The sequence below is a fragment of the Sorangium sp. So ce145 genome (assembly GCF_051525985.1).
Classification (GTDB): domain Bacteria; phylum Myxococcota_A; class Polyangia; order Polyangiales; family Polyangiaceae; genus Sorangium; species Sorangium cellulosum_B.
This window is the reverse complement of sequence record NZ_CP150315.1, coordinates 12,134,665-12,155,767: the sequence shown is the minus strand read 5'-3', so window position 1 is coordinate 12,155,767 and position 21,103 is coordinate 12,134,665. Positions and strand designations below refer to the sequence as shown.

The 21,103-nt window shown below is 71.9% G+C and carries 23 protein-coding genes; 9 read left to right on the top strand and 14 right to left on the bottom strand.

Features of this window, described 5'->3' with window-relative positions:
* Nucleotides 1–207: 207 nt before the first annotated feature.
* Nucleotides 208–486, bottom strand: a complete 279-nt coding sequence (locus WMF34_RS45225) for a hypothetical protein (protein WP_437991704.1) — start codon at nucleotides 484–486, stop codon at nucleotides 208–210.
* 1 nt (nucleotide 487) lies between these two features.
* Here WMF34_RS45225 and WMF34_RS45220 point away from each other — a divergent pair, with 1 nt between their 5' ends.
* Nucleotides 488–1,762 carry a DUF4832 domain-containing protein gene (locus tag WMF34_RS45220; RefSeq protein ID WP_437991703.1) on the top strand — a complete coding sequence of 425 codons (1,275 nt, stop codon included), beginning with the start codon at nucleotides 488–490 and terminating at the stop codon, nucleotides 1,760–1,762.
* Nucleotides 1,763–1,964: 202 nt separating this feature from the next.
* On the opposite strand, the gene WMF34_RS45215 is transcribed toward WMF34_RS45220, so the two are convergent.
* Both WMF34_RS45215 and WMF34_RS45210 read right to left on the bottom strand, forming a co-directional pair.
* Complete coding sequence (locus WMF34_RS45215) at nucleotides 1,965–2,495, bottom strand: hypothetical protein (RefSeq protein ID WP_437991702.1); 531 nt, start codon at nucleotides 2,493–2,495, stop codon at nucleotides 1,965–1,967.
* Nucleotides 2,496–2,603: 108 nt separating this feature from the next.
* Nucleotides 2,604–3,536 carry a LysR family transcriptional regulator gene (locus tag WMF34_RS45210; protein WP_437991701.1) on the bottom strand — a complete coding sequence of 311 codons (933 nt, stop codon included), beginning with the start codon at nucleotides 3,534–3,536 and terminating at the stop codon, nucleotides 2,604–2,606.
* Between the two features lie 185 nt (nucleotides 3,537–3,721).
* Here WMF34_RS45210 and WMF34_RS45205 point away from each other — a divergent pair, with 185 nt between their 5' ends.
* Nucleotides 3,722–4,663: a quinone oxidoreductase family protein gene (locus WMF34_RS45205; protein ID WP_437994710.1), complete on the top strand. Its 942-nt coding sequence runs from the start codon at nucleotides 3,722–3,724 to the stop codon at nucleotides 4,661–4,663.
* Between the two features lie 6 nt (nucleotides 4,664–4,669).
* Here WMF34_RS45205 and WMF34_RS45200 read toward each other — a convergent pair whose 3' ends face one another.
* The 3 genes from WMF34_RS45200 to WMF34_RS45190 all read right to left on the bottom strand — a co-directional run bounded on the left by WMF34_RS45200 (nucleotide 4,670) and on the right by WMF34_RS45190 (nucleotide 7,325).
* A complete protein-coding gene (locus WMF34_RS45200; protein WP_012241461.1) occupies nucleotides 4,670–5,464 on the bottom strand; it encodes a helix-turn-helix domain-containing protein in 795 nt (264 codons plus the stop codon).
* A gap of 57 nt (nucleotides 5,465–5,521) precedes the next feature.
* Nucleotides 5,522–6,538, bottom strand: coding sequence for an aldo/keto reductase (locus WMF34_RS45195; protein WP_231864588.1), 1,017 nt, complete (start codon nucleotides 6,536–6,538; stop codon nucleotides 5,522–5,524).
* Nucleotides 6,539–6,662: 124 nt separating this feature from the next.
* On the bottom strand, nucleotides 6,663–7,325 hold the full coding sequence (locus WMF34_RS45190; protein WP_012241459.1) for a glutathione S-transferase family protein: 663 nt from the start codon (nucleotides 7,323–7,325) through the stop codon (nucleotides 6,663–6,665).
* Between the two features lie 108 nt (nucleotides 7,326–7,433).
* Between WMF34_RS45190 and WMF34_RS45185 the strand changes: the two genes are divergently transcribed.
* From WMF34_RS45185 to WMF34_RS45175, 3 genes are all read left to right on the top strand, one after another.
* A complete protein-coding gene (locus WMF34_RS45185) occupies nucleotides 7,434–8,300 on the top strand; it encodes an AraC family transcriptional regulator (protein WP_012241458.1) in 867 nt (288 codons plus the stop codon).
* Between the two features lie 335 nt (nucleotides 8,301–8,635).
* On the top strand, nucleotides 8,636–9,001 hold the full coding sequence (locus tag WMF34_RS45180; protein WP_437991700.1) for an ArsR/SmtB family transcription factor: 366 nt from the start codon (nucleotides 8,636–8,638) through the stop codon (nucleotides 8,999–9,001).
* Complete coding sequence (locus tag WMF34_RS45175; protein WP_173427437.1) at nucleotides 8,979–9,503, top strand: SRPBCC family protein; 525 nt, start codon at nucleotides 8,979–8,981, stop codon at nucleotides 9,501–9,503. The genes WMF34_RS45180 and WMF34_RS45175 overlap by 23 nt, the downstream gene beginning before the upstream one ends.
* A gap of 357 nt (nucleotides 9,504–9,860) precedes the next feature.
* Here the strand turns inward: WMF34_RS45175 and WMF34_RS45170 are convergent, their stop codons facing one another.
* Nucleotides 9,861–10,538 carry a DUF4336 domain-containing protein gene (locus tag WMF34_RS45170; RefSeq protein WP_437991699.1) on the bottom strand — a complete coding sequence of 226 codons (678 nt, stop codon included), beginning with the start codon at nucleotides 10,536–10,538 and terminating at the stop codon, nucleotides 9,861–9,863.
* A 50-nt stretch (nucleotides 10,539–10,588) separates the two neighbouring features.
* Between WMF34_RS45170 and WMF34_RS45165 the strand changes: the two genes are divergently transcribed.
* Nucleotides 10,589–11,095: a MarR family winged helix-turn-helix transcriptional regulator gene (locus tag WMF34_RS45165; protein ID WP_437991698.1), complete on the top strand. Its 507-nt coding sequence runs from the start codon at nucleotides 10,589–10,591 to the stop codon at nucleotides 11,093–11,095.
* Here WMF34_RS45165 and WMF34_RS45160 read toward each other — a convergent pair.
* Both WMF34_RS45160 and WMF34_RS45155 read right to left on the bottom strand, forming a co-directional pair.
* Entirely contained in the window at nucleotides 11,031–11,684 is a 654-nt protein-coding gene (locus WMF34_RS45160; RefSeq protein WP_437991697.1) for an exonuclease domain-containing protein, read from the bottom strand. The two genes, WMF34_RS45165 and WMF34_RS45160, sit on opposite strands and share 65 nt — an antisense overlap.
* Before the next feature lie 157 nt (nucleotides 11,685–11,841).
* Nucleotides 11,842–12,771 carry a hypothetical protein gene (locus WMF34_RS45155; RefSeq protein WP_437994709.1) on the bottom strand — a complete coding sequence of 310 codons (930 nt, stop codon included), beginning with the start codon at nucleotides 12,769–12,771 and terminating at the stop codon, nucleotides 11,842–11,844.
* A 217-nt stretch (nucleotides 12,772–12,988) separates the two neighbouring features.
* Here WMF34_RS45155 and WMF34_RS45150 point away from each other — a divergent pair, with 217 nt between their 5' ends.
* The gene (locus tag WMF34_RS45150) at nucleotides 12,989–13,369 is read left to right on the top strand and encodes a hypothetical protein (protein ID WP_012241451.1); all 381 of its coding nucleotides are present in this window, start codon (nucleotides 12,989–12,991) and stop codon (nucleotides 13,367–13,369) included.
* An 18-nt stretch (nucleotides 13,370–13,387) separates the two neighbouring features.
* Here the strand turns inward: WMF34_RS45150 and tam are convergent, their stop codons facing one another.
* Nucleotides 13,388–14,158 (bottom strand): trans-aconitate 2-methyltransferase, encoded by a 771-nt coding sequence (gene tam, locus WMF34_RS45145; protein WP_437991696.1) that lies wholly within the window; start codon nucleotides 14,156–14,158, stop codon nucleotides 13,388–13,390.
* A 308-nt stretch (nucleotides 14,159–14,466) separates the two neighbouring features.
* Between tam and WMF34_RS45140 the strand changes: the two genes are divergently transcribed.
* Both WMF34_RS45140 and WMF34_RS45135 read left to right on the top strand, forming a co-directional pair.
* The gene (locus WMF34_RS45140) at nucleotides 14,467–15,078 is read left to right on the top strand and encodes an NADPH-dependent FMN reductase (RefSeq protein ID WP_437991695.1); all 612 of its coding nucleotides are present in this window, start codon (nucleotides 14,467–14,469) and stop codon (nucleotides 15,076–15,078) included.
* Nucleotides 15,079–15,112: 34 nt separating this feature from the next.
* Nucleotides 15,113–16,522 carry a sigma-54-dependent transcriptional regulator gene (locus tag WMF34_RS45135; RefSeq protein WP_012241448.1) on the top strand — a complete coding sequence of 470 codons (1,410 nt, stop codon included), beginning with the start codon at nucleotides 15,113–15,115 and terminating at the stop codon, nucleotides 16,520–16,522.
* Here WMF34_RS45135 and WMF34_RS45130 read toward each other — a convergent pair.
* Genes WMF34_RS45130 through WMF34_RS45115 form a run of 4 tightly spaced genes read right to left on the bottom strand, consistent with a single transcriptional unit; the run spans nucleotide 16,515 to nucleotide 21,038 of the window.
* On the bottom strand, nucleotides 16,515–17,873 hold the full coding sequence (locus WMF34_RS45130; protein ID WP_437991694.1) for a sensor histidine kinase: 1,359 nt from the start codon (nucleotides 17,871–17,873) through the stop codon (nucleotides 16,515–16,517). The two genes, WMF34_RS45135 and WMF34_RS45130, sit on opposite strands and share 8 nt — an antisense overlap.
* A complete protein-coding gene (locus WMF34_RS45125) occupies nucleotides 17,870–19,069 on the bottom strand; it encodes an FtsX-like permease family protein (RefSeq protein ID WP_437991693.1) in 1,200 nt (399 codons plus the stop codon). The genes WMF34_RS45130 and WMF34_RS45125 overlap by 4 nt, the downstream gene beginning before the upstream one ends.
* Nucleotides 19,063–20,298: an ABC transporter permease gene (locus tag WMF34_RS45120; protein WP_437991692.1), complete on the bottom strand. Its 1,236-nt coding sequence runs from the start codon at nucleotides 20,296–20,298 to the stop codon at nucleotides 19,063–19,065. The genes WMF34_RS45125 and WMF34_RS45120 overlap by 7 nt, the downstream gene beginning before the upstream one ends.
* Nucleotides 20,299–20,318: 20 nt before the next feature.
* Nucleotides 20,319–21,038: an ABC transporter ATP-binding protein gene (locus WMF34_RS45115; protein WP_012241444.1), complete on the bottom strand. Its 720-nt coding sequence runs from the start codon at nucleotides 21,036–21,038 to the stop codon at nucleotides 20,319–20,321.
* Nucleotides 21,039–21,103 lie beyond the last annotated feature (65 nt).

The window sequence follows — 21,103 nt, the reverse complement described above, 5'->3', positions numbered from 1 at the left end:
GCGCCCTCGCGCGCCGTCCGCTTCGTGCGCACGTGTACGATCCTTGCGCAGCCCCTGGCCTCGGCGCTTCGCGCGCCGGCGGGCCGCGCCGGTGGCATCGGCCCTGCAATCCCCTCGACCGTTCACTGGACAGCGTGCCCCACGGGTCGGGCCCTAAAGCCTCGTCGATTCACGGCGGGAGAGGAGATTGCTTATGCCTCACCAGCATCACCAGAGCAGCCGGTCATCGTCCCATGTCCCGTCGCGCCTGTTTCGCGGCAGCGCCCCCTGTCTTTCCCTGGCGCTCGCGACGGCGTGCGGCGCTGGCTCCGGCGGCAGCCCGGTCGACTCGCTGACGTCCAGCGCGGCAGCGGAAGGCTCCGTCGGCAGCGGCGGCAGCGGCAGCGGCAGCGGCGACGGCTCCAGCAGCGGTGCCGCCGGCGGCAGCTCCGGCAGCGGCGGCGGCGCGGTCGCCCCGCCGGGCAGCTGCGGCGCGAGCGGCGCCATCGTGAGGCGCACCTACGCGCCCAGGCTGTTCGCGGCGGGCGCGGATCCCTCCGGTGATGCCGAGTGCCAGGGCGTGCTCAACCCCGAGCGCGGCGTCTTCCATTTCAGGGATCTTCGGGGCCTGGACTCCATCGCTGGCCTCCGAGACGAGGGATACACGCTGATCTACGGTCAGGCGCTCATCGACGACTACCGCGCGCGGGACATCGACCAGCCCCTCATCGACCAGCTCGACGAGAGCTTCGCCGCCGTGCGCTCGGCGGGGCTCAAGGTGCTCCCCCGCTTCTACTACGCGACGGACATCGGCGAGGACGACGCGCCGCTCGGCCGCGTGCTGTCCCACATCGATCAGCTCAAGCCCGTCCTGGAGGCGAACGCCGACGTCATCGCCGTGCTGCACCCTGGCTTCGTCGGCGCCTGGGGCGAGTGGCACTCCTCGACGAACGATCTCACCCGTCCAGACAGCCGCGAGCAGATCTTCGACGCGCTGCTTCAGGCGCTGCCCGCGAGCCGGATGACCCTCGCGCGCCGCCCCTCGCACAAGCTCGAGGCGTACGGCGGCCCGCTGACCGAGGAGACGGCGTTCTCCGGAGCGCCGCTCTCGCGGATCGGCCACCTGAACGACTGCTTCCTCGCGAGCGAAGACGACGTCGGCACCTACCAGCTCCCCGGCGAGAAGGCCTATGCCGCCGCGGACTCGGCGTTCACGCCGGTCGGAGGCGAGACTTGCGGCCGCAACCCGCCGCGCAGCGAGTGCGCCTCGGCGCTCGCCGAGCTGTCCGCGCACCACTTCAGCTTCATCAACACCGACTATCATCCTGACGTGCTCGATGACTGGCGATCCGGGGGCTGCTTCCAGACGATCGCCTGCCGCCTCGGATACCGCTTCGTCGTGATGGAGCACGAGTCACCCGAGCAGATCGCGCGCGGGCAGCCGCTGTCCCTCCGGCTGCGCGTGTTCAACGACGGGTACGCCCGGGCCTATAACCCGCGACCGGTCTACCTCGTGCTCCAGCAGGGCGAAGCGCGGCGCGTGGCCCAGCTCGACGCCGATCCGCGCCGCTGGGCTCCTGGCGAGGAGAGCGAGATGTGCCTCGAGGCGAAGATTCCGGCCGATCTCCCGCCGGGCGACTACCAGCTCGGCCTGTGGCTGCCCGACGCATCCGAGCGCCTGCGCGACGACCCGCGCTACGCGATCCGGCTCTCGAGCGGCGCCGCGTGGGACAGCGCCAGCGGCGTCAATCGGCTCGACGCTGCGGTCCGGGTGGTCGAGTGACCGGCCACGCGGCCCCGCCGCGCGCGAGCGGCCGCCCCCGCGGCCCAGGCTGATCCGGCGGCCGTCAAGCGCTGAGCTTCGTCGTGCTAGAACACCAATCGATCATGTTGAAACCCGGAGAATTTTCACAGGGAGGCGGGGAGGCGGGGAGGAAGAAAGAAAACGATCGAGCCTGGTCCGCAGCCATCGGGCGCGCCGAGATTCAGCTCGCGCAGAACAGCAGCTCGACGCATTCGACAGGGATGGCGGTGCAGGGGCCCTCAACGGCGCCGTTCACGCACGCCTCGACCACGCCGATGGTGGCCGCGCAGGTGTCGTCGGCGGCCTGATAGCTGCGGACGCACTCGGCGCGACTGGGCGCGGAGGAGATGTACGCGCCGCCGCCGCAGTCCACGCGCCGGCCGTAGCCGCCGAAGCGACCAGCGACCCAATCACACAGCGTCGCGGCATCCGCCTCCGGCAGGTCGAAGAGCGGCAATTCGGGGGAGAGCCCGGAGCTCGGCCCGGGATCCGGCAGATCGTCGCCGTCGCCGTCGCCGCAGCCGGCGGCGAGCGCGAGCGCGAGCGCCGCGACGACGCGGGCAACCCTCTCCCACGCCGCGGACGTCACGGCGCCGGGGCGTCTCGCGCGCGCCGAGGGCCCGGCAGCGACGTTCGCCCGCTCCCTCGATCCGAGGCATTCCGTCCTGTTGCTGGCCTCGATGCCCGCTCGCAGCAGCGACCCCGCGTTCATGAGCGCGGAGTGAACCACGGCGCGGCAGGGGGGATCAAGGAGTGAGCAGGCATCGCGCGAAGGTGGCGTCTTACGAGGAAGCGCTCCGCGAGCGCCCTCGTCTCGGCGTCACGCTCTGATGGACGACGGCTCGGCCGCGCCGCGCACCGCGTCGCGGAACCATTGCTGCGCCGGATCGCGGTGGTGGCGCTCGTGCCAGTACATGCGCACCTCGAAGCCGGGGAGCTTCACCGGCGGATCGACCACGCGCAAGGGGAGGATCTCCGCGAAGGCCTCGGCCACGCGCGCGCCGACGGTGACGACCAGGTCCGAGCCGGCGACAACGTGCGGCGCGAGGAGGAAGTGCGGCACCGCCAGCGCCACGCGACGGCGCTTCCCGAGCTGCGCCAGCGTCTCGTCGACGACGCCGCCGGGCGTGCCGCGCGGGGCGATGAAGACGTGGCGCATCGACGTCCAGGAGGCGAGGTCGATGCCCTTCTTCACGAGCGGGTGCCCCTTGCGCACGAGGCAGGCGAAGCGCTCGCGGTAGAGCAGGCGTGAGTGGATGCCAGCGGGGAGCCCGTCGCGTCGCGCCGGGGCCACCACCACGTCGGCGTCGCCGCGGGCGAGCTGCTCCTCGAAGGAGGCGTCGAGCGCGCGGAGCCAGAGATCGACGTTCGGCGCCTCGCGCCCGAGGCGATCGAGGAGCTTCGGCGCGAGGACGAAGGAGCCATAGTCGGCGGTGGCGACGCTGAAGCTGCGGGCGGCGCTCGCGGCGACGAACGGCTCCTCGGCGCGGAAGCAGCGATCGAGGGCGCGCATCGCGTCGCGCACCGGCTCCGCCAGCTCCTCGGCGCGCGCCGTCGGGGCGAGGCCGCGCGAGGTGCGGACGAAGAGCGGATCGCCGAAGAGGCGCCGGAGCCGGCCGAGCGCGTGGCTCGTCGCCGACTGGGTGAGGCCGAGCCGCTTGCCCGCGCGCGTGAGGTGCCGCTCGTCGAGGAGCGCGCCGAGCACCCGCACGAGGTTGAGATCGACCGAAGCGACGTCATGAAATGCAGGCATGATGCATATGTCTATCATGCAGTGGATCGATGCGCCGAGCGGGCGCATCTTCTCCGCGTCGACGGCGCGTTCGCCGTGAAAACAAGGAGCACGCACATGCACTGCGTCATCGCCGGGGTTCGGGGAACACGGGCTCGGTCGTTGCCGACACGGCGCCACCGCAATCATCGATTGGAGTGTTCAGCATGAAGGCCGCCGTCGTAAATGCGCTCGGTGTCCCGCCGTCCTATGGCGATTTCCGCGATCCGGAGCCCGGCGACGGTGAGACCGTGGTGACCGTACATGCCGCTCCGCTCAGCCCCATCGTCAAAGGCCTGGCCTCGGGCAGGCACTATGCGAGCGGAAAGAGCGGCGGCTTCGTCCCGGGTGTCGATGGCGTCGGCACAGACCCTGCGGGGAGGCGCGTCTACTTCCTGTTCCCCAAGGCGCCCTTCGGCTCGATGGCCGAGAGGTCGCTCGCCATGGACAGCATGGTCGTGCCGGTGCCCGACGCGCTGTCCGATGAGCAGGCCGCAGCGATCGTGACCGCGGGGCTCGCCTCCTGGATCGCGCTGTCACGCCGGGCGCTCCTCCGGAAGGGCGACACGGTGCTCGTGAACGGCGCGACGGGCGCGGCGGGAGGCATGGCGATTCAAACCGCCCGTTACTTTGGAGCGAGCAAGGTGATCGCCGTCGGTCGTGACAAGGTGAAGCTTGGCCGGCTCGACGCCGACGTGAAGATTGCCTTTGACGAGGACGCGGATCGATCACTGCGGGATCACTTCGATCGAGGCGTCGACGTCGTGCTCGACTTCGTGTGGGGCGAGCCGGCCGTCCGCGTTCTCCAGGCCGCGACGAAGGACCGTGGGTCCAGGGCCGGCGAGCCGCGCCTGCGCTTTGTTCAGCTGGGTACCGTGGCTGGCGACGAGATCCCGATCCGGGGTGACATGCTGCGCAGCACGGGGCTCGAGCTCATCGGCAGCGTTCCCGTGAAGGAGCTGCTGGCCGGGGCCGGTGAGCTCTTGGCAGCGGCCCCGGCGGCCGGCTTTCGTGCGCCGTTCAAGAGTCTGCCGCTCAGCGCCGTGACCGATGCCTGGAACGAGGAGCCGGATGTGCGGTGCCTTCTCCTCCCGAACGCAAATGCCTGAGGCCGATCATCCGCCATCAGCCCGCATGCAAGGAGAACGGGTCATCCGGCCGCTCGCGCGTTTGAGGAACGCGCCCGGTGTCAGCCCGACGAGCTGACGGAAGTCGGCGATGAGGTGGGCCTGGTCATAATAGCCCGCGTCTGCGGCGATTCGTGCCCAGTCGCACGAGGTAGCAACCATTCGCACCGCGCGTTGCAGCCGGACGGCCCGCGCGAACTCCTTCGGGCCGATGCCGACGTTCTCGGTGAAAGCGCGGCGAAGATGCCGCGCCGTGACGCCGAGCCGATCGGCGACATTCTCGACCCGGACCTCGCCCCCTTCGAGCAAGCGGACCGCACGACGAGCGAGCTGCCCCGATACCGTCTCGAGTGGTTGGCCGGCACGAAGGGTGAGTGCTCGGGCAACGCGGTCGATCACGTCCGCGCGGCTCCTCGCGGCGAGCAGGTCACCGCACAGCTCGCGCCCCGCGCGGCCCCACACGTCCTCCAGCGGAACGATCCGGTCCGTGAGCTCGCTCGCTGTCACGCCGAGCAGCGGAACCGACCAGCCCGGCTTGAACCGAAGGGTGACCGTCCGCGCGAGGCCGGCCTTGCTCTTGAATATCGCGCGCGTTCGGGGGCCCGCGACCCACACATCCCCCTCGCGCCCGCCCTCCAGCGCTCGAAAAAGGAGGCCCGTTCTGCCGTCGGGAAGCCACTCGACGTCGAACGCCTGACCGGGGGGTGGCGCGGCCACATGGACGTCCTCGACGAAGCGCGGGAGCGTGAGGGTGAGGAGATCCATCGCTGCGGCCACGTTCATCACTCTTACGCCTCTCGTGCGGCCGTTCAAGCCGGCGCGGGTGCCCGCATCGATCCGCTACCGCTCGCTGTCGAGAGCCTTCATGTGCTGGGCGGGGTAGCGCGTCCCGCCGATCGCGTCCGCTGGCACGATGCTCTCGAGCGCCGCGACGTCGCTCGCCGACAGCGGCTTGTCGAGGGCCACGAGGGCATCGTCGAGCTGGGCTCGCGTGCGGGCCCCGACGATCGGCACCAGCGTGGGCTGCTTCGCCAGCACCCACGCGAGCGCGACCTGAGCCGACGTCATCCCGCGCTCGCCGGCGAAGGCGTGGAGCTTCTCGACCACACTCGCGTTCTTTGCCCCCTGTTCGCCTGCGAAGCGTGGCATGTACTGCCGGAAGTCCCCCTTTCCCGAGGGCTTGCTGCCGGTGAGCAGCCCCCGCGCAAAAACCCCGTAGAGCGTCGCGCTCATCCCGAGCTCTGCGAGCGCGGGGAAGATGGACGCCTCGGGCCCGCGCGTCGCGATCGCGTACTCGATCTGCAGGTCCACGATCGGGTGCACCTTGCTCGCGCGCCGGATCGTTTCGATACCCACCTCGGACAGCCCGACATGCCGGACGAAGCCAGCCTTGATGAGGTCGGCGATCGCCCCGACGGTGTCCTCGATGGGCACCTGAGGGTCGAGGCGCGCGGGGCGGTACACATCGATGACCTCCACGCCCAGCCGATGCAGGCTGTACGCCGCGAAGTTCTTCACGGCCGCCGGGCGGGTGTCGATGCCCAGCGCGGCGCCGTCCGGGCCGCGCATCGCGCCGAACTTCACCGAGAGCTGGACCTTGTCGCGCACCCCCTCGATCGCGCGCCGGAGGAGGAGCTCGTTGTGCCCGTTGCCGTAGAAGTCTCCGGTGTCGATCAGGGTGATCCCTCGCTCGACGGCGTGGCGGATCGTGGCCACGCTCTCGGCGTCCTCGGCCGGGCCGTAGGCGCCGGACATCGCCATGCAGCCGAGGCCGACGGGAAAGACGCTGGGCCCGGTCTTGCCCAGCGGAGTCGATCGGAGCGGGGAGCGGCTCATCGCGGCGTCGAGGTGGGTCATGGGGTGTTCATGCCACGCGCCCGCGGCTTCCGATTGGAAAAACCGGACATTCGGGGACCCCGACATCTCGCTCCGACTGGGCACCAGACCCGCGGATCGAGCCCGCAGCCGACCGCCCCCTCGGTCATGGAGTGGCCCCCAGCAACGGCGTCATGTCCGGATCCGCCTTCTGCATCGCGCGTCGATACGCGGGGCGCGCGCCGATCCGCTGCAAATAAGCCAGGATGTTCGGCCACGGCGAGAGGTCGTACGGCTTGAACAGCCGCATGGTGGTCAGCGAGAACACCGTCATGATGTCCGCCGCCGTCAGCTCCGGACCGGCGAGATAAGGCGCCTCACCCAGACGCTGATCCACCGTGGAGAAGATCAGGTTGAACCGATCCTTCGCCGCATGCAGCGCCGCGTTCTTCTCGGACGCATCGACGCGCTCCAGGTACCACACCCGCAAGACGGCCGGCTGCAAGGTCCCGTTGGCGAAGTGGAACCAGTAGAGATAGTCGGCGAACCCAGGCTGGCCGCGCTGCACGGCGAGCCGCCCCTCGCCATGGGTCGCGATCAGATAGTCAGCGATCGCGCCGGATTCGCCGAGCGCCAGCTGCCCGTCGGTGAGGATCGGCGCCGTCCCCATCGGGTGAAGCGCCTTGTATTCCGGCGGCGCCATCCTGTTGTCTTTTCGACGCTCGTACCGTTTCAGCGCATAGTCGAGCCCGAGCTCCTCGCAGAGCCAGACAATCCGCTCCGACTGGGAGCGACCGAGGTGATGCACGGTCAGCGTGTTGTTCGCCATGAGCTCAACGTACGACCGCACGTCGCGGGGTGCTTGCCGGTAGCTCTCTGCTTCTTGCTCGATCCTCTCGCCGGGGACAGAAAAGCGTGATGGTGCTACGCTCTCCGCATGAACCTCGCGGCGCTCGCCGAGCTCGCCGCGCGCCAGCTCCCTCGCCCGGAGGACCGCGCTAGCCAGTACGTGCGACCGCTGAAGAACATCGGCATCCTCCGGCACCACCAGCCGACCTCGTTCGAAGCCGCGGTCTACGAGCCGGTCATGGGCCTTGTCCTCCAGGGGCGAAAAGAAACGGTCCTGGGAGCCGATTCGTTTCCGATGGGCGTCGGCGAGTGCCTGCTCATCAGCCACGACCTTCCGGTGATCGCGCGCGTCACGAAGGCCCCGTACCTCGTGCTGCTCTTCGATGTCGAGCTGGATACGCTGCGCGATCTGTACGAGGCAATGGCCGACTCGCTCCCCTCCGCCGCGCCGCCTCGCTCGCTGGCGGTCCACACCTGCGATGCCAGGCTCGTCGACGCGCTCCATCGCTATCTCGCGCTCGCGGGCTCGCGGACGGACGCAGCGGTGCTCGGTCCGCTCGTCTCGCGCGAGATCCACTACCGGCTCGCGACGGCGCCGTTCGGCGGCATGCTGCGCGACCTGATCCGCCATGACAGCCACGCCAGCGCGATCGCGCGCGCGATCGCACAGCTGCGGCGTGACTTTCGATCGCCCGTCGAGATCCCGAAGCTCGCGCGCAGCGTCGGGATGAGCCCGTCTTCGTTTCACAAGCACTTCAAGGCGATCACGGCGTCGTCGCCGCTTCAGTATCGGAAGGGCTTGCAGCTCCTCGAGGCCCGCCGCCTGTTGCGCGCCGGCACGATCTCGGTTTCCGCGGCGGCGTTCGACGTCGGCTACGAGAGCGCGGCACAGTTCAGCCGCGATTACACGCGCAAGTTCGGCGCATCGCCGAAGCACGACATCCCGGCAGGATGACCCGCGGTAAGTGCAAGGCGAACGTCGGCGCTCACTTCGGCTATGCGACCAACGCCGCCGACGTCTGCGTCCACCCGGACTTCCACTAGACGGCGCGGCGCTCGGCCGTACCGGACACAGCGAAAGTGAACAGAAAGGACGCCAGAGACACGTGAAAATCGCGCCTCTTGGCGTCCTTGGCGACTCGACTGTCTGATCCTCTCCGACGCCGAGCGCGGCGCGGCCTTCACGTGGCCGAAGGCGCGGGGGGAGCGGCGCGCGGGGCGGCGAGTGACGGAGCACGCGCTCGATCTCCTCTTGCACGACGCCGAGGCGCGCGTTATATACTGAACCACATGGTTCAGTATTCGAGTGCCCGCCTCGATGCTTCCTTCGCCGCGCTTTCCGACGCGACCCGGCGCGGCGTTCTGGAGCAGCTCGGACGAGCCGACGCTTCGATCACGGACCTCGCCGAGAAGTTTCACATGACCCTCACGGGCATGAAGAAGCACGTCGGCGTCCTCGAGCGGGCCGGGCTCGTCACCACCGAGAAGGTCGGCCGCGTGCGTACCTGCAAGCTCGGCCCGCGCGGGCTCGACGAAGAGATGGCGTGGATCGAGAGGTACCGCCAGCTCTGGGCCGCACGCTTCGACGAGCTGGACAAGGTCATCGAGGAGCTGAAACGAAAGGAGAACGTCGATGGACGCAAGCAAAGAGAGTGAGCCCCAATTGACGAGTCATCGCACGACGGTGGAACCGAAGTCCGATCGCGAGATCGTCGTCACACGGACCTTCGATGCCCCGGCGCGCATCGTGTTCCAGGCGTGGACCACGCCGGAGCTGTTCAGGCGGTGGTGGATACCGAAGTCGATGCCCGTGCCTCTGCTTTCCTACGAAGCGGATATTCGTACCGGCGGCAGCTACCGCCTGGTCTTTGGTCACGATGCCGCGCAGGCGATGGCGTTCTTCGGCACGTACCTCGAAGTGACACCGCATTCGCGCATCGTGTGGACGAACGACGAAGCGGGCGACGATGGCGCCGTCACGACCGTGACCCTCGAGGAAAAAGGCGGCAAGACGCTGCAGGTGCTGCACGAGCTCTATCGATCGAAGCAAGCGCGCGACGCCGCACTGGCCTCGGGCGCGTACAGCGGGATGGGCGAGACCTTCGAGCAGCTCGAAGAGCTTCTCGTCACGCTTGGTACGACGGCGCGATCGTCCTGAAGCCATCGCGCGAAAGGGGCGCCGGGGAGCGCGACGAGCGCGGTCCTCCTTCTCGGCGCTGCGCATTCACGCGGGCGGCGCGGCCGCGCCTCGCGGCGCGCCGCCTGCGGGCTCGCGCGCCGAGCGTCAGGCCCGCGACGGCGGCGAGGAGCGCGGGGTACGCGTCTTTGCCTGTCGGGGGCCAGGCATCCTGGGAACGTGGCGTCCGCAAGGCTGCCCGAGGCCTGGCGCAGGGCGATCCGGCCTGCGCGCCCGGTTCAAGCGGCGCCGCCAGTGAGCGACGCCTCCAGCCGGTTGCCGGCCGCACGGTGAGCGAGCACCGCCACTACCTTCTCGACGATCACACCGTCAGGGACGTCAGAGCACCCGCTCGAACGCGCCCTGCAGCGCGTCTCGACCGCCGCGCTCGACGACGTCGCCGTGCGCCACCACGATGCGCTCCGGCGCCCACGCGAGCATCCGGTCCACCGAGGCGCGCACCGCCGCGCGATCGCGCATCATCGAGCGCGCGATGCGGGACGGGCCGAACCTCCCGTAGGCGCCGTTCAGGCGCATGAAGAGGCGCGTCGGGAGGTGCTCGCTCTGCGCGATGTGAAAGCAGAGATCCCAGACGAAGAGCGTCCTGCTCGGCCGGTGGAAGAAGACCGTCTCCTCGAGCTTCGGCATCCCGAAGGCCGCCGCCTGGTCGATCTCCGCCGACCAGAGCGGGTCGGGCGCGCCGTCGAGCGCGCCGGTGAACGTCACGTCAGGGCGCTTCTCGCGGAGCCCCCGTGCGCCGAACAGCCGCGCCCCCGGGAACAGCCGCGCCGCCGGCGAGAGGCCGAGGTGGTGCAGCAGGTTCGGCGCCACGATCGCCCGCACCTCGCCGAGCGCGCGGATCTCGTCCGCCTCCCGCTCCACGCTCGGGAGCGGCGAGAACAGCAGCAGCCCGCCGTCCTCGAGGCGCACGACCGGAGATCGCACCGGAAACCGGAGAAACCCCACCTTCAACGTGTCTTCCGCAACCCAGAGGGATTGATCGAGCCGTCGCAGCATGTTTCAATTGGTAAATCAGCTTGACCATTTGGTCAAGTAAGTTGACCATCATGAACAAGCACGACCTCGATCCATGCGACGTCGCCGAGCTCGAGCGGCGCAAGCGCGCGAGCCTCGGGCAGCTCCTGCTCCGCTCGGCGCGGCTGCTCGACGAGCGGGCGGTGGCGCGCGTCGTCCGGCGCGGCGCGACCGGGGTGCGCCGGGCGCACACGGCGCTCATGCCGTACATCGACCTCGAGGGCACGCGGCAGATCGACCTGGCGGAGCGCGCCGGCGTGACGAAGCAGGCGGTGGGTCAGCTCGTGGAGGAGCTCGAGGCGGCGGGCGTGGTGGAGCGGACGCCCGATCCGGAGGACCGGCGGGCGAAGCGGGTGCGGTTCACGCCGCACGGGCTGAAGATGCTCCTCCACGGGCTCGGGGTGCTGCACGAGCTGGAGGAGGAGCTCACGCGAGCCATGGGGGAGAAGCAGATGGCCTCGCTGAAGAAGGGGCTCACCGCGCTCCTCGCGGCGCTGGAGGCGCCGGAGGCCCCGGAGACGCCGCCGGAGGGCCGGTGAGCGCCGGCGCGGCGGGGCTCCCGGGAACGCCGGCGGGGTGGGGCTCGAGGCCCAGCGCGTGCGGCAGGAGCCGCGCGATGTTGCGGGCGTCGTCGATGGCGCGGTGCTGCGTCCCCTGAAACGAGAGGCCGACCCGGCGCAGGGCCTGCCCCACGCCGAGCTCACGCTCGGCGCCGAGGCGGCGGGCAAAGGCCCGCTTGAGGTTGAGGTGATCGCCGCCGAAGGGCAGCGCCACCCCGTGGCGGCGGGCGTCGCGCTCGAGCTGCCGCTTGTCGTAGCCGCCCCAGGAGCAGAAGAGCGCCTGTCTTCCGCGCACCAGCTCCCTCAGCCGCGCCGCCGCCGCGGGGAAGCGCGGCGCGGCGTCGACGTCGGCCTGGCGGATGCTCGTCAGCCGCATGCAGAACGCCGAGAGGCGCGGGTGTCGGATCGGGCGCACGAAGCACTGCAGCTCGGCGGCGGGTCGCAGGGTGGCGGCATCGACGAGCACGGCGCCGACCTCGATGATCTCCATCTCGTCGCGGGGGAAGGCGGGGTCGTCGCTGCAGGTCGCCTCGAGATCGATGACCAGGTAGTGCGTGAGGGAAGACATCGGCGTTCTCCTTGAATTCGTTGCGGGTAGTCTGCGGTCGCGAGGACCGGAGCACCCGGACACGATTCCGGACACGCCACCTCAACGGGCTCGCCCGCGCGGCGGCGATCGCGCTCGCCGAGTCGGCGTGCCGTCACGCGGGCGACAGCGCCGCTCGTCAGGAGAGCACCTCGGAAGCGTCCTTTGCTTCGAGTGCGTTATCGACCCATCGATCGAGGATCGCAGGGTCCTTGCACGACTGGATGCGCTCGCGATGGTCGGCGGTGAGGGCGATCCCAGCGCGCGCCACCAGCCGGAGCAATGCGTCGCGCTTGGCCTCGAGGATGCCCTCGAGCTTGCCCTCCCGGATGCCCTCGAGCTTGCCCTCCCGGATGCCCTCGATCCGGCCACGCTCGATGAGCTGCTGGGCGAACGGGGGAAAAGTTGCCTTGCCTTCGGTCTGCCTCTCCATGATCAGCGCCTCCAGGGCTCTCCGCATGGGGTCACGCAACGCATTGTAGACGATCTGGAAGTACACCGCCGCGTGCTCGTGGTCGAGCCGTCCGAGCGCCCCGAGCGCGGACTGGACCACGGCGAGGCCGTTCGGTCCGTTGCCGTGCGCCACGGCCGAGAGAATGGCGAGCTCCGTCTCCTTTTCCGCCTCGGCCTGATCCGTCACCTCCGGCACACTCGCCGGCCCCAGCACCAGCGGCTGGAGCGTCCCGAGCCCCAACCCGAGATCGATCTTCTGCGCGGCCCAGGCGGCCACCTCCGCGTCGGGCGCGACGACGAGGACGACAGCCGAGCACTCCTTCCGGGCCCGCACGACCGCAACGTAGACAGGCCATGAGTAGCCCTTGCGCCGATCGATGTCGCGCTGGACCTCGAGGACGATGGAGAGCACCAGCGCACCGGCCCCGTCGCGGAGCTCGAGCACCAGGTCGGCGCAGAACTCGACCGGGAGGAGCTGGTCCAGCGAAGCCTCGACGACCGCGACCGTGGCATACGGCGGGAGATCCAGGTGAAAGAGGATCTCCAGAAAATGAGGCGCGAGCGACGGATTCTCGCGGAACATGTCGACGAAACCGTTGTGCTCGAGCGTCGGCATGGGCAGCACGCTACTGCCACCTACATGAGGTGGGCAAGCTGCGCGCACGCCTCCAGCCATGTCTCCCATGAGCGTAAATGAGCGAAATGAACCATTGTTTAACCACGTAAGTCGCCGTGTCGCTCCACGCGCGGCGGCTCAACCGTGCAGGCCGGCGTCAAACAGCCCCGCGCGACGAGGGCTTCCCGTGGCCGCGCCGCCGCGATAAGACAGCGCCGTGACACGCCCCATTGCACGGTGGATCCCCCTCCTCGCAGCGCTCTCCGCCGGGTGCGCCCCGGCGCCGCCCCCCGCGGCCCCGACGGCCGAAGAGGTCACCGCGAAGAAGGCCGCCAGCATGGCGCTCACCGCGCTGTTGAACCGCAAGTTCGACGTCCAGGGCTGCGACGCCTCCGAGGCGCGCGTGGTCCAGGAGGCCGAGGCGCGCGCGGGCACGCCCCAGGGCGAGCGCTGCGCCATCCTCGTCGCGCGCAGGAGCGACCGGACATGGCTCGTCGCCGTCCGCTCCTCGCTCTCGTCCGCCTCCGTCGGAGCGCAGGCGCTCGTGACCGTGCTCCCCGAGGCCGAAGGCGTCGGCGCCATCGAGTACACGCGCTGATCCGCGCGGCGGCCGCGCTCACCGCGCCGTGGCGACGAGGAACAACCGCCGGAACGGAAACGGCGTCTTCCCGTCCGCCGCCTTCGGATACGCCGCCGCCACCCGCCCGCCGTACTCCTCCAGGAACTCGGCCCGCTCGTGCTCATCGAGCGCCGCGAGCAGCGGTCGCAGCGCGGTCCCCTTGGTCCACTCGACGACCGGATTCGCGCCCTCGAGGACGTGCAGATACTCGGTCTCCCAGAGGTCGAGCCGCGCCGCGAGCGGCGCCAGCGTCCCGTAATACGCCGCCGTCGCCGCGACCGGGCTCTCCCTCACCACCGCCGCCAGCTTGTCGCGGAAGCGAGGCAACCGGCTCGCCTCCACCATCGCCGCGTGCGACGGCGCGCCGTGGTTCCTCGGCATCTGTACTGCCAGCACGCCGCCGGCCGCGAGCCGCCCGAGCAGCGCCGGGAACAGCGCCTGGTGGTCGTCGAGCCAGTGCAGCGCGGCGTTGCTGAAGATCAGCGCGGGCGGCGCGGACGGCGCGAAGCGCGCGATGTCCCCCTCGACGAACCGCGCCCCGGGCAGCGCGGCGCGCGCCTGCGCCAGCATCTCCGGCGAGCTGTCGACCCCGACGATCCCCCGGCCCGGGAAGCGCTGCGCCACGAGGCGGGTGATGTTGCCGGCCCCGCACCCGAGATCGACGATGTCGCCCGGCGCGGTGAGGTCGACCCGGCCGAGCAGGTCAATCGCGGGACGCGCCCTCTGGTCCTCGAATTTCAGGTACTGCGCAGGATCCCAGTCCGCCATCGCGCCCTCCATCGATCCAGCGCGGCAGAGCGTGAGCCGACCCGCCGCCGTTTCCTTTCCCTACTTCCAGCAGATCCGGGCGCGCCTGTCGACGCAGAAACCGAGGACAACCCCCGCGGCGACAGCGCCGGAGCCGCCGAGCGTCGCGCTGGACATCCCCGCACGGGAGCGGCACCCTCGCGCCGGTGGATGCTCCGGAGATCTCCGATTCCTCGACCCGCCGCGCGAGCGCGGGGTAGCATCGCGCCGCAATCCACCGATCACCGAGGAGCGCCGCGCGATCCGTCGCCGGCCGCACGCAAGACCCTATGAAGCTCGCTGTCATCTCAGGCAGTCACCGCAACGGCTCCGAATCGGGGAAGATCGCCCGCCACGTGCAGCAACAGCTGTCGTCGTCGGCGGACGTCTCCTCCACGTACACGCTCGATCTCGCCGACAACCCGCTTCCGCTCTGGGATCCGGAGGTCTGGCAGCCGTCCGAGAAATGGGAGCGCGTCTGGGCCCCCATCTCCGCCGAGCTCAAGACGTCCGACGCCTTCGTGATCATCGCGCCGGAGTGGGGCGGCATGGTCCCCGCGGGACTCAAGAACTTCTTCCTCCTGTGCTCCCGGGGCGAGCTCGCGCACAAGCCCGCGCTCATCGTCGGGGTCTCCGCGAGCGCGGGCGGCGCCTACCCGATCGCGGAGCTGCGCATGAGCAGCTACAAGAACACGTACCTCTGCTACATCCCGGACCACGTGATCGTGCGCAACGTCCGCAGCCTCCTCAACGATCCGGAGGCGCCGCAGTCCCCCGACGACGAGCGCATCCGCGAGCGGCTCCGCTACGCGCTGGGCATGCTCCTCCAGTACGGGAAGGCCCTGCAGCAGGTCCGCGCGAGCGGCGTGATCGACCTGGCCAAGTACCCTTACGGGATGTGACGAGCGCCGGCGGCGGACACGCTAGTCTCGCCGGGTGCCGAAGATCCTCGTCATCGACGATCAGCCCGCCGTCTGCGTCGCGCTGACGACGCTGTTCGAGCTGCACGGGCACGAGGTCCGCGTCGCCGCCACGCCCGACGAGGCGATGGCGGCGGTGCTCGGCGACGAGCTCGGCGCCGTGGTCCAGGACATGAACTTCCGGCAGAGCGCCACCTCGGGCGAAGAGGGGATGGAGCTGCTCCGCCGGATCAAGGCCGTCGACCCCGAGCTGCCCGTCGTGGCCATGACCGCGTTCACGTCGATCGCGGGCGCGGTCGAGCTGATCAAGGCCGGGGCGAGCGACTACGTGCCCAAGCCGTGGGACGACCAGAAGCTCGTCGCCACCGTGGGCAACCTGGCGCGGCTGCGGGCGCTCGAGCAGGAGAACGCGCGCCTCCTGGCCCAGCGCGGGCGCGCGCGGCACAGGCTCGCCGAGCGCCACGACCTGGCCGGGCTCGTGTACGCGAGCGACGCGATGCACGAGGTCGTGAGCCTCGCCGTCAAGGTCGCGCCCGCCGACGTGCCCGTCCTCATCACCGGGCCGAACGGGACCGGGAAGGAGCTCCTCGCCACCATCGTCCAGGCCAACTCGCGGCGGCGGGACGGGCCGTTCGTCAAGGTGAACGCCGGGGCCCTGCCCGACGAGCTCGTCGAGGCGGAGCTGTTCGGCGCCGAGCCAGGCGCGTTCACCGGCGCGACCCGCCTCCGCGCCGGCCGCTTCGAGGAGGCCGACGGCGGCACCCTCTTCCTCGACGAGATCGGCACGCTGTCGCTGAACGGCCAGAAGAAGCTCCTGCGCGTCCTCCAGACCGGCGAGTACCAGCGGCTCGGGAGCAGCGTCACCCGCAAGGCCGACGTGCGCGTGCTGAGCGCGACCAACCGCGATCTCCCGCGGGCGATCGCCGAGGGATCCTTCCGCGAAGACCTGTACTTCAGGCTCAACGTCATCGAGTTGACGATCCCCGCGCTGCGCGATCGCCCCGAGGACATCGCGCCGATCGCGAGCCACCTGCTCGATCGCCTGGCCGCGCGCGCGGCGGGCGGCGAGCGGGTGACGCTCGGCCCGCGCGCGCGCCACGCGCTCGCCGAGCACGACTGGCCGGGCAACGTCCGCGAGCTGGAGAACCGGCTCACCCGCGCGGCGCTGGTGCGCAAGGGCGAGACGATCGAGCCGCACGACCTGGGGCTCGACGCGGCCGCGCGCGCGCCGCCGGCGCCCATCGCGACCGGCGCCGCGCACGCCGCGTCCTCCGCGCCCTCCGCCGAGCGCCTCGAGATCGAGCGCGCGCTCGTCGAGGCGCGGGGCGTCGTCGCCAAGGCCGCGGCGTCGCTCGGCCTGAGCCGGCAGGGGCTCTACCGGCGCATGGACCGGCTCGGGATCCAGATCGAGCGGAAGCTCAAGTAGCGCGCTCGTCCGGCGGCGGCGGCAGGCGGCACTCCGCCTCGGCCCCGCCCCCCTCGCGGCGCCGCAGCGCGAGCGCGCCGCCGTGCGCGGTCGCGATCTCGCGGCAGAGCGCGAGGCCGAGCCCGCGGCCCTGCTGCTTCGTCGAGTAGAAGGGCAGGAGCGCCTTGCCCGGGGCGTCGTCCGGCAGCCCGTGGCCGCGGTCGGCCACCGTGAGCGCGAGCTCGCCGGTCGAGAGGCGCCGCACCGAGACCTCGATCCGGTCGGGCGGGCTCCCGGCCTCCACGGCGTTCTTGAGCAGGTTCAGGAGGAGCTGCTGGATCTGCGCTGGATCGAAGAACCCTGGCTCGTCCGGCGCGCCGCCCAGCGTGAAGGGCGCGAGCCCGCGCAGCCGCTCGAGGAAGGGGCGCCACGCGACCCGCTCGGGGGCGGGCGGCGGGAGGCGCGCGAGCTCGGCGTACGCGGCGAGGAAGCGGGCGAGGTGCGCGCTCCGCTCCTCGATGGTGTCGAAGACAACGCCGAGGCGCTCCCGCTGCTCCGGGCGATCGAGCAGGAGGCGGCCCGAGTGGAGGAGCGAGGAGATCGGCGCGAGGGAGTTGTTGAGCTCGTGGCTGATCAACCGGATCGCGTTCCTGTGGAGCTCCGCCTCCCGGCGCGAGATCTCGCGCGTGAGCGACCGGACCGAGACGAGGACGTGCGCCTGGGTGTTCAGGCGGAAGGCGCGGCGGGCGACGTACAGCGTCTCGAGCTCGCCCCGGCGCTCGACGGACACGAGGGCGTCCCGCCCGGCGACCATCGCGGCGCGGAGCTCCTCGGGCTCCCCCGCGAGCAGCGCGGAGAGCGTCCTCTGGCCGACGCGCTCGCCCGCGGCGAAGAGGGCGCGCGCGGCGCCGTTGCCGTACACGATCCGGCCCGCCTCGTCGTGGAGCACCATCGCGACGGGCGTGGCGTCGAGCGCCGTCTCGAGCAGGAGCTCCTTCTGGTAGAGGTCGTCGCGCTGCGCCCGCAGGGCGTCGCCGAGGCGGTTGTGGCGCTCGACGAGATCCCCGAGCTCGTCGCGGCGGTCGTGCCGGACGCGCTGCGTGTAGTCGGACTCGGCGAAGCTCGAGAGGCCATCGGTCACCGCGCGGAGCAGGCCGACCGCGCGCCCGAGCAGCGCGCGGGAGGCGAGCGCGCCGGCGGCCAGGGCGAGCCCGAGCCCCGCAAGGGCGGACACGGGCAGGGACGCCTGCGATCGCGCGGCGGCGAGGCTCCCGGCGCAAGCGGCGGCGGCGGTCAGGGCGACCACGGCGGCGAGGCGGACCCGGAGGGGCACGCGGAGAGGCGCGCGGGGCCACGCGTGGAAGGAGGTCATGATCGCGACGCCTCCGCGGGGGAGACGGCGCTCGCTCGGAGCGCGGGCACGACCGCCGCGGCCATGCCCGCGAGCCAGAAGGCCACGGCGACCAGGAGGGCCGTCGGCGGCTCGAGGGGCACGTCGAGCTCGGGGGCGGCGGCGCGCGCCGCGGCCCGGAGCCCGGCGAGGGCGACGGCGCCGGCGGCGAGGCCGGCCGTCGTGAGCAGCGCGTTCTCCGCGAGCACGAGGCGCGCGACGTCGGCGCGGGTCGCGCCCAGGGCGCGGCGGATGCCGAGGGCCTGGCGGCGCTCGGCCACGAGCAGCGAGGCCATCCCGATGCGCCCCAGGAACACGACGACGAAGATCGCCCCGAGGAGCGCGAGGGCCAGGCCGCCCGCGCCGCGGCTCGTGCCGGCGTCGAGGTCGACGCCCTCGTCGAGCCGGCGCACGAGCACGGCGCGGCGCGGATCGGCGCGCTCGAGGGCCTCGCGCACGCGCGCGCCGGCGCGGTCGTCAGCGCCCGGACCGACGCGGACGAGGTACGTCAGCGAGCGGCCGAGGGCGGGCTCCTCGGCCGCGAAGAGGGCGCGCTGGGCGTCGTCGGGATCGCGGCCCATGGAGACGCGGAACGACGGGACGACGCCGACGACGACGAGGGGCCTCTGCCGGGCGCTCCGGCGCACGATCTGCCCGACCGCGCGACCGTCCGGGAAGAGGCGCGCCGCGAGCGCCTGCGTGACGACGGCGGGCGTCGCCTCCGCGCCCGCGGTGTCCCCCGCGGCGAGCAGGCGCCCCGCGAGGGGAGCGAGGCCGAGGACCTCGGCGACGCCGCCGCGATCGTCGAGCATCCAGGCGACCGCGCGCGGGCCGCCCGGGAGGGTCGTCTCGACGACCTCCCTGTGCGTGAGGTTGAACGGCGCCGCGGCCGCCTCGGCGGCGGCGAGGACGCCGGCGACGCGCGCGAGGGCCGCGGCGTCGCGGCGGACCGCGGCCCCGCGCTCGTCGAGGGACGCGAAGCTCGGGCCGTCGCGCTCGGTCGCGGCGAGGAGCAGCGACCGCGTCTCGATGCCGCGCGGCGCGGACGCGCCGCGGGCATAGTGGACGGCGAGCCCCGAGGCGTGCACGGCCACGGCGAAGCCGAAGGCGGTCTCGAGCACCATGAGGAGCGCGGGCGTCTTCCGGCGAGAGAGCGCCCTGACGAGGGGGCCTAGCACGATCGCCGGAGCCCTTCGGCCGGAGGGATCCTCGCCGCGCGCAGGGCCGGGTACGCGCCGGCGAGGAGGCCGGCGGCCATCGCGGCCACGAGCGCCGCGCCGGCCGAGCGCGCCTCGAGGTGGTAGTCGACCGGCCGGAGGTGGATGACGCGGTTGACGATCTCGAGCGCCGCCGCGGCAACGCCGATGGCGAGCGCGGCGGCGCTCGCGGCCACGAGCGCCACCTCGGTCAGGAGCCCGAGGAAGACGGCGCGGGCGCTCGCGCCGAACGCGCGGTAGACGGCGATCTCGGCGCGCTTCGCCCGGAGCTTCCCCTCGAGCAGCCGCGCGACGCTGAGCGTGCAGGCGCCGAGGAGGACGTCGGCGAGAAGGACGAACAGGGTCGTGCCGGGGTCGTCCGCGCGGAGCGCGTGCAGGCGCTCGCGCGGCACGAGCTCGGCCCCGAGGACGCGCCGGCCGCGCGCGCGCTCGCCGCGGACGTAGGCGTCGAGCTCGGCCTGGAACGCGGCCCGGCTGGGCTCGTCCCGCAGCTCGACCACGAGATCCAGCCAGCCGTTGTCGGTGGCGGCGAGCGCGTCGAAGCTGCCGCCCGGGTCCTCGACCTCACGGACCAGCGCCGGCCGGACGCCGAGCGCGAGGCCGGCGGCGCTCGGCGCGAAGACCACGGCCGTGCGCGGGGCGCGCGTGCGCGGGACGGCCGGGAGCGCGACGACGCCGACCACCCGGAACGGCTCGCCGAAGAGCCGCAGCGCGCGCCCGATCCCGCTCGATCCGGAGAACAGCGCGCGCTCCGCCGCGTCGGAGAGCACGACAGGGCGCTCGTGGCCGGCGCCCTCCGCCGCCGGCCAGATCGCGCCGCTCCGGACCGTTGCGCCCACCATCCCGAAGAGATCGCTGGTGCAAAAGATCACCTGGACAGGGACGAGCGGGCCGTCGTCCGGGCTCCCGGCGGCCACGGCGGCGAAGAGATCCGACGCGCGCGAAGGGTGGGGGCTCTCGAGGAGGACGCGATCGCGGTAGCTCGGGGGATCGATCGCCCTGGGATCGGTGACGGCGCCGCCCTCCCGCGGGAGGGAGACGAAGTAGAGCCCGCGCGCCGACGCGAACGGATCGGACGCGCGCGCGTGGAGGACCGCGCGCGCGGCGGTCCATGCCGCGAGGCCGAGCGTGAACGCCAGCAGCATGATGGCGGTGTGCCCGGGCTGCCGGCCGAGGCTCCTGAGGGCCATCCGGAGCGCGTCGCCAGCCGTCACGGGAGGCCCTCCGGCGGAGCTTCCGAGGGCGGCGCCGGCGGCGCGGGGGCCCAGGGATCGATGAGCTTGCCGTCGAGCACGTGGACCCTGCGGCGCGCCCGCGCCGCCAGCTCGGGGTCGTGCGTGGTCATGACGATCGTCGTGCCGCCGGCGTGGATGCGCTCGAGCAGATCGAGGATCTGCCGCGCCGCTCGGGAGTCGAGGTTGCCGGTGGGCTCGTCGGCCAGGAGGAGCGAGGGCTCGCCGACCAGCGCGCGCGCGATCGCGACGCGCTGCTGCTGGCCGCCCGAGAGCTCGCTGGGCCGGTGGTGGAGCCGCGCGCTCAGGCCGACGCCCTCGAGCGCGCGCAGGGCGCGCTCGCGCCGCACGCGCGCGGCCAGGCCGCGGACCCGCAGCGGCACGTCGACGTTGTCGAGCACGTCGAGGTCGGCGATGAGCTGGAAGCTCTGGAACACGAAGCCGATCTTCCCGTTCCGGATCGCGCTCGCGCGGGCGTCGGAGAGCCCCTGCATCGGCTCGCCGTCGAGCAGGTACTCGCCCCCGTCGAAGGGATCGAGGAGCCCTGCGACGTTGAGGAACGTCGTCTTCCCGGAGCCGGAGGGGCCCATCACGGCGAGGAACTCGCCGCGCGCGACGTGCAGCGTGAACCCGGCGAGCGCGTGGGTCTCGAACAGGCCGCGCCGGTAGACCTTGGTGACGCTCGTCATCCGTATCATGTCGGCCACTTTGGCAGGAAATGCAGGTACTTTATCTTCACGGCCACCGGCCAGCCAGCTACCGT